Origin of the sequence: Stenotrophomonas sp. SKA14 (assembly GCF_000158575.1) — a bacterium.
In the GTDB taxonomy this organism is placed as follows: domain Bacteria; phylum Pseudomonadota; class Gammaproteobacteria; order Xanthomonadales; family Xanthomonadaceae; genus Stenotrophomonas; species Stenotrophomonas forensis.
Genome location: NZ_DS999412.1, coordinates 4805993 through 4815508 on the forward strand (window position 1 = coordinate 4805993; position 9516 = coordinate 4815508).

General features: G+C 67.0%; 9 protein-coding genes. 3 read left to right on the forward strand and 6 right to left on the reverse strand.

Translation table 11 applies throughout. The features are described 5' to 3' along the window. Positions 1-74: 74 nt before the first annotated feature. From SSKA14_RS21995 to SSKA14_RS22010, 4 genes are all read right to left on the reverse strand, one after another. The gene (locus tag SSKA14_RS21995; RefSeq protein WP_004154078.1) at positions 75-1445 is read right to left on the reverse strand and encodes a pyridoxal-phosphate dependent enzyme; all 1371 of its coding nucleotides are present in this window, start codon (positions 1443-1445) and stop codon (positions 75-77) included. 300 nt (positions 1446-1745) lie between these two features. Then, positions 1746-1982 carry a YdcH family protein gene (locus SSKA14_RS22000; RefSeq protein ID WP_004154075.1) on the reverse strand — a complete coding sequence of 79 codons (237 nt, stop codon included), beginning with the start codon at positions 1980-1982 and terminating at the stop codon, positions 1746-1748. 324 nt (positions 1983-2306) lie between these two features. Continuing rightward, positions 2307-3191: an OmpA family protein gene (locus tag SSKA14_RS22005; protein WP_008267007.1), complete on the reverse strand. Its 885-nt coding sequence runs from the start codon at positions 3189-3191 to the stop codon at positions 2307-2309. Further along, positions 3188-3553 carry a DUF4398 domain-containing protein gene (locus SSKA14_RS22010; protein ID WP_008264627.1) on the reverse strand — a complete coding sequence of 122 codons (366 nt, stop codon included), beginning with the start codon at positions 3551-3553 and terminating at the stop codon, positions 3188-3190. The genes SSKA14_RS22005 and SSKA14_RS22010 overlap by 4 nt, the downstream gene beginning before the upstream one ends. A 121-nt stretch (positions 3554-3674) precedes the next feature. Between SSKA14_RS22010 and SSKA14_RS22015 the strand changes: the two genes are divergently transcribed. The 3 genes from SSKA14_RS22015 to SSKA14_RS22025 all read left to right on the forward strand — a co-directional run bounded on the left by SSKA14_RS22015 (position 3675) and on the right by SSKA14_RS22025 (position 7602). Then, positions 3675-4802: a PilT/PilU family type 4a pilus ATPase gene (locus SSKA14_RS22015; RefSeq protein ID WP_008267697.1), complete on the forward strand. Its 1128-nt coding sequence runs from the start codon at positions 3675-3677 to the stop codon at positions 4800-4802. A 75-nt stretch (positions 4803-4877) separates the two neighbouring features. Continuing rightward, on the forward strand, positions 4878-6161 hold the full coding sequence (locus SSKA14_RS22020) for a putative DNA modification/repair radical SAM protein (protein WP_008268823.1): 1284 nt from the start codon (positions 4878-4880) through the stop codon (positions 6159-6161). Continuing rightward, a complete protein-coding gene (locus SSKA14_RS22025; protein WP_040009013.1) occupies positions 6142-7602 on the forward strand; it encodes a UdgX family uracil-DNA binding protein in 1461 nt (486 codons plus the stop codon). Before SSKA14_RS22020 ends, SSKA14_RS22025 begins: the two co-directional genes overlap by 20 nt. Positions 7603-7648: 46 nt before the next feature. On the opposite strand, the gene maiA is transcribed toward SSKA14_RS22025, so the two are convergent. Together maiA and SSKA14_RS22035 are read right to left on the reverse strand one after the other, a co-directional pair. Further along, positions 7649-8317, reverse strand: a complete 669-nt coding sequence (gene maiA, locus SSKA14_RS22030) for a maleylacetoacetate isomerase (RefSeq protein WP_040009015.1) — start codon at positions 8315-8317, stop codon at positions 7649-7651. Between the two features lie 14 nt (positions 8318-8331). Then, a complete protein-coding gene (locus SSKA14_RS22035; RefSeq protein ID WP_008266812.1) occupies positions 8332-9321 on the reverse strand; it encodes a fumarylacetoacetate hydrolase family protein in 990 nt (329 codons plus the stop codon). Positions 9322-9516 lie beyond the last annotated feature (195 nt).

Consider the following 9516-nt stretch of genomic DNA (forward strand, 5'->3'; position numbering starts at 1 on the left):
AGGCCTTAACGACCTTTGACGCAGATAAACCGGAATTCAGTGGCGATCTGTGACGATCTACAGGGATCTTCGGCTTACTGCACGCGACGGCGCAGATAGTTCAGCAGGTCGATGCGGGTGATCAGGCCCAGGAAGCTGTTGCCGTCCATCACGATCGCCACCTGGCCGCGGTCGAACACTGGCAGCAGGGCCTCGATTGGCGACTTCACGTCCAGCCGGTCCAGCTTGCTGACCATCGCGGTGGCGACGGTGTCGCGGAAGCGCGCTTCATCGCCATAGACGTGCAGCAGCACGTCGCTTTCGTCGACGATGCCGACCAGCTGATCGCCGTCCATCACCGGCAGCTGGGAGACGTCGTACAGCTTCATGCGCTGGTAGGCGGTGGTCAGCAGGTCGTTCGGGCCGATCACCACGGTGTCGCGCTGGCCGTAGGGGCGCAGGATCAGGTCACGCAGGTCGCCGTGCTGCGGGCGCTGCAGGAAGCCGTTGTCCAGCATCCAGTAGTCGTTGTACATCTTCGACAGGTATTTGTTGCCGGTGTCCGGCACCAGCACCAGCACCTTCTTCGGCGTGGTCTGCTCGCGGCAGTACTTCAGGCCGGCGGCCAGCAGGGTGCCGGTGGACGAGCCACCCAGGATGCCTTCCTTGCCCAGCAGCTCGCGCGCGGTGTGGAAGCTCTCGGCGTCGCTGATGGCATAGGCCTTGGTGACACGGCTGAAATCGGAGATCGACGGCAGGAAGTCCTCGCCGATGCCTTCGACCAGCCAGCTGCCCGACTTGTCGTTGAGGTTGCCCTCATTGATGTACTCGGCCAGGATCGAGCCGACCGGATCGGCCAGCACCAGTTCGGTCTTCGGCGACAGTTTGGCGAACGCGCGCGACAGGCCGGTCATGGTGCCGGAGCTGCCGCAGCCGAACACGATGGCGTCCAGATCGCCGCCCATCTGCTCGAGGATCTCCGGGCCGGTGCCGAACTCGTGCGCGGCCGGGTTGTCCGGGTTGCCGAACTGGTTGATGAAATAGGCGCCCGGGGTCTGCTCGGCGATGGTCTTGGCCAGATCCTGGTAGTACTCGGGGTGGCCCTTGGCCACGTCCGAGCGGGTCAGGCGCACTTCTGCACCCATCGCCTTCAGGTTGAAGATCTTCTCGCGGCTCATCTTGTCGGGAACGACCAGGATCAGCTTATAGCCCTTCTGCTGGGCGACCAGCGCCAGGCCCAGGCCGGTGTTGCCGGCGGTGCCCTCGACCAGGGTCGCGCCCGGCTTCAGGTCCCCACGCTGTTCCGCCGCCTCGATCATCGACAGGCCGATGCGATCCTTGATCGATCCGCCCGGGTTGGCGCTCTCGAGCTTCAGATAGAGCTCGCAGACGCCGGTGTCCAGGCGCTGGGCCTTGACGATCGGGGTCTGGCCGATGAGTTCGAGGACGGAAGAATGGATGGGCATTCGGGGACTGTCGGTTCGCGCCGCACGGGGCAGGACCGATGATTATCCGCCGGATGGCGTTGAATGTCAGGTCGGAATCGGCCTACCCGGACGCACGCCCTGAAAGAGATGCGGGCGGCCCCGGATCGACGAGGAGACCGGTACCGCCCGCATCGGTGAGTTGTGCCTGCAGGCCAAGGCACCACCGCCTGTGGTGCCTTGGCGCGGCCACCTCATCGGCGGTGCCGCGATGCCGGGGCAGGAGCGCCCGGCGGGCCATCACTGGCCGGGGTCACGCCGTTCCGGGCGCGACGGGGTGCGTCAAAGCGTGGGGGACGTCATCGGGAGCGGTGTTTCGTACATTCGCAGAAGTCGTTGCTTGGCCAGCAGCTTCTCGCGCTTCATGCGACCCAGGGTGACATCATCGATCGGGAGTACGCCCAACTCCGCGTCCATGCACTTCTTGTTCAACTTGCGGTGCTGGTCATGGAGTGCCCTGAACTCCGGATCACGCGCGCGACGTGCGTCGATCTCGCTCTGGGGCTGATCTTCAAACATGATGGACCTCCTTCGACAGATACACGAACGCCCCGGCCGCAAGGCACGGGGCGTTGTTCATGGAGGAGCGCCGGTCGATGGCCACCTGGACGCCTGCAACGACCTGCGGCACTGGCCTGCGCACGTCGATCTGCTGCGGTTCGCGCCCTGCTTGCATCGGCCCGGCCCTCCCATCGTCCGGTCCGCGGCATTGCGTCCCGGACGATTGACCCTACGCCTGCTCAAGGCGGGGTACAAGACCCCTGCGGCAAAAAGACCGAACCCCGCCGGGGCGGGGTTCAGGCTGAATGCTCATCACAACGAAAAACAAACAATATCAATGGATTACGGAGCGACGATGACCTCGGCCGAGCGCGCCTTGGTGGAGGCCGCCTTCTTGCCGCTGACCTGGATCCGGTTGCTGGCGACACCGGCCGCGACCAGGGCGTCACGCAGCGCCTCGGCACGCTTCTGGCCCACGCCGTTGGCGGTGTCATAGGCCTCGATGCGCAGGCGGCCCTTCTTGCCGATGTTCAGGTATTCGGCCAGTGCCTTGGCCTGGTTGCGGGCGCCACTGGACAGGCTGGAGGCACCGGCGGCGAACGCGTCACCATTGAAGGTGAAGACTTCACCGCGGCCATCGAACTTCGAGCCCGGCAGCTTCTGCCCGGACACCAGCTCGGCTTCCTCGCGGGCCAGCTTGGCGGCGTTCTGCTGGGCGGCGCTGAGCCGCTGCTGCTGCTTGCCGGCCACGCTGGTCAGGGCGTTCTCGGCATCCTGGCGGGCCAGGGTCTCGGCCTCGGCCGCCTGGCGCAGGCGCTCGGCCTCCTCGGCCTGCATCTGCGCCTGCATGCGCAGCTGTTCGGCCTCCTGGCGGGCACGGGCGGCATCACGGCGGCTGGCCTCGATCAGCAGGTCGCCGCGGGTGCGCTCCAGGCGGTCGACCTCACGCGCGGCCAGTGCGGTGCGCACGGCGGTTTCAGCGATCTCGACCCGGCGCTCGGCCAGATAGGTCGCCAGTTCCTGGTCGCGGCGCTTGGCCTTGTCCAGTGTGGCGATGGCCTGCTGGGCCTGCATGCGCTCGAAGGCACCCAGCTCAGCGGTGTCGGGGTTGGCCTGGATGGCCATCAGGCGCTGGCTCAGCTGCGCCACCACCGGGTTCTCGGCGGCCACGGCCAGGGTCGGCAGCGCCAGCAGCGCGGCCAGGGTTGCGGCGGTCATCGGCTTCACCGGCGATCCTCCCCGGTCGACAGCTGGCGTTGCAGCTGGTTGACCTCGTTGCGACGCAGCTGCAGCTGTGCGGTGACGGTGGCTTCCTCGCTGCGGGCGCGGGCCAGGTCGGCATCGGCGGCGGCGCGCAGGGCCATCGCCGGGGCGTTCTTGCGTTCGCGGCGGTCGCCGGCGGCTCGCTGGGCCTGCTCCAGTCCCTGTCGGGCCAGCCCGATCAGGTCCGGGGCGTATTGGTCGGCATCGGCCTGGGTGGCCTTGTCCACCGCCTGTCGGGCCTGCGCCAGTTCCAGTGCGGCGTCCTGCGCCCAGGCGGGGGCAGACAGTGCGAATGCAAACGCCATCACATACAGGCCATGGCGCATTCGTGCGAAGCTAAGTCGTTTCATTGGGGAGGCCGTACCGGTTGTCGGTTCACGGCCATTGTCGTCAAGCCGACACCGTGCTGGCAACGGGCGTCGGCCGTTTCGTTGGGGAAAATTCGCAATGGATATCGGCTACTTCCTGAAGCTGATGACCGAAAAGAACGCTTCGGACATGTTTCTGACCACCGGGGCACCGGTCTACATCAAGATCGAGGGGAAGCTCTATCCGCTGGGCAATACCGGCCTGCCGCCGGGCATGGTCAAGAAGATCGCCTACTCGCTGATGGACGAAGGCCAGGTGCCGCAGTTCGAGCGCGACCTGGAGCTCAACATGGCCATCGCCCTGCCCGATGCCGGGCGCTTCCGCGTCAACGTGTTCAAGCAGCGGGGCGAGGTCGGCATGGTCATCCGCGCCATCCGCAGCCGGATTCCGAGCATCGAGGAGCTGAACCTGCCGCAGGTGCTGAAGGACGTCATCATGACCCCGCGCGGGCTGGTGCTGGTGGTGGGGTCCACCGGTTCCGGCAAGTCCACCTCGCTGGCGTCGATGATCGACCACCGCAACAGCACCACCACCGGGCACATCCTCACCATCGAGGACCCGATCGAGTACCTGCACAAGCACAAGATGTCGATCGTCAACCAGCGCGAGGTCGGGCTGGACACCCATGCCTTCCACAACGCGTTGAAGAACGCCATGCGTGAAGCGCCGGACGTGATCCTGATCGGCGAGATCCTGGATGCGGAAACGATGGAGGCGGCGATCGCCTTCGCCGAGACCGGCCACCTGTGCCTGGCTACCCTGCACTCCAACAATGCCGACCAGACCATCGAGCGCATCCTCAACTTCTTCCCGGAAAGCGCGCACAAGAACGTGCTGATGAACCTGGCGCTGAACCTGCGTGCGGTGATCAGCCAGCGCCTGGTGAAGAACAAGGAGGGTCGCCGCCTGCCGGCCACCGAGGTGCTGATCAACACGCCGATGATCCGCGACCTGCTGCGTCGCGGCCAGGTGCACGAGATCAAGGCGGCGATGGAAGGCTCGCTGGAAGAAGGTATGGAGAGCTTCGACCAGTGCCTGTTCCGGCTGGCCAAGGCGGGGGTCATCGATCAGGAGGAAGCGCTGCGCGCGGCCGACTCGCGCGATGGGCTTGCCCTGAAGTTCCGCCTGTCCGAGGGCAGCAGCGGCGAGCACGACCCGTACGCGGATTTCTCGGCCGGCGCACCCAGCATCACCCACGGCTTCTGACCCCTCCGTCCCGTTTTTCTGAAGAGTTCAGGGGCGGTCTCATCCAATGAGACCGCCCATCCGTAGGTTTCCGCAATGGAAACCATCCGCAAGCTGGCCATCCTGGCCGATGCTGCCAAATACGATGCGTCCTGCGCCTCAAGTGGCTCGGGAAAGCGCGACTCGCGTGCCAGCGGCGGCATCGGCAGTACCGAAGGCATGGGCATCTGCCACAGCTATACGCCGGATGGCCGCTGCGTATCGCTGCTGAAGATCCTGCTGACCAACTTCTGCATCTACGACTGCGCCTACTGCGTGAACCGCGTTTCCAGCAATGTGGCCCGCGCGCGTTTCAGCGTGGACGAGGTGGTCACGCTCACCCTGGATTTCTACAAGCGCAACTACATCGAAGGGCTGTTCCTCTCCAGCGGCATCATCCGCAATGCCGATTACACGATGGAACAGATGGTGGAGGTCGCCCGGCGGCTGCGCGAGGAGCACCGCTTTGCCGGCTACATCCACCTCAAGACGATTCCCGAAGCCTCGCCCGAACTGCTGGCCAGTGCCGGGCGCCACGCCGACCGCCTGTCCATCAACGTGGAGCTGCCCACCGAGGCCGGGCTGAGTGCACTGGCGCCGGAGAAGACCGTGCACTCGATCCGCGGTGCGATGGGCGAGCTGCGCTGGCGGATCGAGGAGGCCAGGGAGGCGCGCAAGGCACCGGCCGTGCTGGCACCGGCAGTCACCCGCAGCGCGCGGCCGAAGCCGCCGCGTTTCGCACCGGCAGGCCAGAGCACACAGATGATCGTCGGTGCCGATGGCGCCAGTGACCAGCAGATCCTGACCAGCGCCGACAGCCTGTACGGCACCTACCGCATGCGCCGGGTCTACTACTCCGCGTTCAGCCCGATTCCCGATGCCAGCCGCCAGCTGCCGTTGCAGCCCCCACCGCTGCAGCGCGAGCACCGGCTGTACCAGGCCGACTGGCTGTTGCGCTTCTATGGCTACGGCGTGGACGAGATCACCGACACCACGCAGGGCGGAATGCTCGATCTGGATATCGATCCGAAGATGGCCTGGGCGATCCGCCATCCCGAGCGCTTTCCGGTCGACCTGAACCGTGCACCGAAGGAAATGCTGCTGCGGGTGCCCGGGCTGGGGGTGCGCAATACCAAGCGCGTGCTGATGGCCCGCCGCCATGGGCGCCTGCGCGTGGCCGACATCGCCCGCCTGAAGGCGCCGATGAGCAAACTGCTGCCGTTCGTGCTGCTGGCCGACCATCACCCGCGCAAGGCGCTGGATGATCCGGCCGCGCTGCGTGCGCAGCTGGCCCCGCCTCCGCGCCAGGGATCGCTGTTCGATGCACCGCCGGCAACCTGACGCGCAGCGCTGGTCACAGCGGGTGGACCCGGCGTGGTCGCTGCAGGCTTGGCGCGACGGGGCGCGTGATGCGTTGCTGCGCGGCGTGTCGCCTGAGCAGCTGGACTGGCTCGAAGGCAGCGAAGCCTCGCTGCTGGATGCCCCGCCGGTGCAGCAGGCAGCGGTGGCGGCAGGTGCAACCGCTCCCAACGTCCCGCGCGAATTCCTCGACCTGGCCGCCACCTGCCTGTGCCATAGCGAGCCGCAGCGCCTGTCACTGCTGTATCGGCTGCTGTGGCGGATCACCCATGGCGAGCGCGCGGTGCTGACCAACCCCGCCGATGCCGATGTGCTGCGTGCGATGGCACTGGCCCAGGCCGTCCGCCGTGACACGCACAAGATGAAGGCGTTCGTCCGTTTCCGCGAGGTACCCGGCCAGCCCGAGGCGTTCATCGCGTGGTTCGAACCCCAGCACCACATCGTCGATCGGGTGGCACCGTTTTTCGCGCGCCGCTTCACCGGCATGCGCTGGGCGATCCTGACGCCGTCGCGCAGCGTCGCATGGGACGGGCAGGCGCTTGCCTTCGGCGCAGGGGCACGGCGTGAGGACGCCCCGGCCGTGGACGCGCGAGAGGCGCTGTGGCAGACCTACTACGCCAGCATCTTCAATCCGGCACGGCTCAATACACGGATGATGATGCAGGAGATGCCGGCCAAGTACTGGCGGCACCTGCCCGAGGCGCAGCTGCTGCCGCGCCTGGTACGCGATGCGGGCGATCGCGTGCAGGAAATGCACGATCGGCCGTCACAGGCGCCGCAGCGCAGGATTCCCATGCGTGAAGACTCCGCGACATCCTCCACCGATACCCGCAGCCTGCAGAATCTGCGGCAACAGGCCAGCGCCTGCCGCCAGTGCCCGTTGTGGGAGACCGCTACGCAGACGGTGTTTGGCCAGGGGCCGGCCGATGCACGGGTGATGGTGATCGGCGAGCAGCCCGGTGATACCGAGGATCTGCGTGGCCTGCCGTTCGCCGGTCCGGCCGGGCAGCTGCTGGACCGCGCCCTGGCCGAGCTGGGTATCGATCGCGCCACGTTGTACCTCACCAACGCGGTGAAGCACTTCCACCATGAGCGCCGCGGCAAGATCCGGCTGCACAAGCGTCCGGAAAGCCGCCACATCCAGGCCTGCCGGCCGTGGCTGATGGGCGAGATCGCGCGGGTGCGGCCGCAGGTCATCGTCTGCCTGGGCGCAACCGCGGCAGCCTCCGTGTTCGGCCGCGATTTCAACCTGTCGCGGGACCGTGGACGCTGGCACACGCTGGAGGACGGCACCCAAAGCTACGCCACCGTGCACCCGGCGTGGGTGCTGCGGCAGGGCGATGACGTACGCCGCGAGGCGGCCTATCGGTTGTTCCGCGATGACCTGGCCCGATTGCAGCAAAAAGGGGACGGAGGGGATTAAGGCGTTTGTGGCACAAACGGCTTAATCCCCTCCGTCCCCTTTTCCGTCAGGCGGCGTCGGGTTGGTTTTCCGGGCGGGCGCGGTCGAAGGCATCCAACGCCTGGCACGCTGCCTCGATACGGCGCAGGGTCGGGTACGGCGTCAGGTCCAGGCCGAAACGGTGGGCGTTGTACAACTGCGGCAGCAGGCAGAGGTCAGCCAGGCCCGGGCGGTCGCCGTGGCAGAAGGTGCCGGTGTCGCGGCTGCTGGCCAGCATCGCTTCCATGGCGGCCAGGCCCTCGGCGATCCAGTGCAGGGTCCACTGCGTGCGGGCGTCGGCTGGCAGCTGCAGGCTGCGCTCCAGGTACTGCATCACCCGCAGGTTGTTGATCGGATGGATATCACAGGCCACCAGCTGGGCCAGCGCACGCACCCGCGCGCGGCCGGCGGCGTCGGCCGGCAGCAGCGGCACCTGCGGGAAGCGCTCGTCCAGATACTCGACGATCGCCAACGACTGGGTCAGCGTGTGCCCGTCATGCAGCAGGGTGGGCACCAGCTGCTGCGGATTCAGCGCGCGATAGGCGTCGAGGTGCTGCTCGCCGCCCTCGCGCACCAGGTGCACCGGCCGTGCGTCCCAGGCCAGGCCCTTCAGCTCGAGCGCGATGCGCACGCGGTAGGCGGCGCTGGATCGCCAGTAGGTGTACAGCACGATGCCGTCGTCGACCGGGATCTCCATTGCCGCCTCCATGCTCAGGGCTTGGCCGCCTGCTCGATGCGCTGCTCGATCGCACCGAAGATGCTGTTGCCGGCGGCATCGAGCATCTCGATACGGACCACGTCACCAAAGGACATGAACGGCGTGCTCGGCTTGCCGTCGCGAAGGGTCTCGACCACGCGCTGCTCGGCAAAGCACGAGGCGCCCTTGCTGGTGTCCTCGTTGGCGATCGTGCCCGAGCCGACGATGGTGCCGGCGCCGAGCGGACGGGTCTTGGCCGCATGCGCGACCAGCTGGGCGAAGTTGAACTGCATGTCCACGCCCGCTTCCGGCGCGCCGAACCACTGGTCGTTGATATGGGTCAGCAGCGGCAGGTGCACCTTGCTGTCCTGCCAGGCGGCGCCCAGCTCATCGGGGGTGACGAACACCGGCGACAGCGTCGAACGCGGCTTGGACTGCAGGAAGCCGAAGCCCTTGGCCAGCTCGCCCGGAATCAGGTTGCGCAGCGAAACGTCGTTGACCAGGCCGACCAGCTGGATATGGCCCGCCGCCTGCTCCGGCGTTGCCGCCATCGGCACGTCGTCGGTGATGACTACGATCTCCGCTTCCAGGTCGATGCCGTAGTCCTCGCTGACCACCTTGACCGCATCACGCGGGCCGTAGAAGCCTGCGCTGGTGGCCTGGTACATCAGCGGATCGGTGTAGAAGCTCTCCGGCACCTCGGCGCCACGGGCACGGCGCACGCGCTCGACATGCGGCAGATAGGCGCTGCCATCGACGAATTCATAGGCGCGCGGCATCGGCGCGGCCAGCGCCTGCGGGTCAAGGTCGAACACGCCGTCGGCGTCGCCAGCGTTGAGCGATTCGTACAGGGCGTTCAGGCGCGGCGCGATGTGGCTCCAGTCCTCCAGGGCCTGCTGCAGGGTGGCGGCAATGCCGGTGGCGCGCACGCCGTGGCGCAGGTCACGCGAGACGACGATCAGGGTGCCGTCGCGGCCGCCTTCCTTCAAAGAACCAAGCTTCATGGGTGGGTGTCCGGAGTCGTGGGCAAACAAGTTTCAAGTGTAATCAAATATGCAGCGACGCCAAGCTGCAGCGCGGCATCGGCCCACCCTACCGCAGTGGGGGGTTCGGCAGGGCTGCGCCCTGCACCTGCCGAAGCAACGTCAAATGCCAGAGCGGCTCTGGGTCGTCTGTGGGTTGGGTGGGGCGGTGTCGGA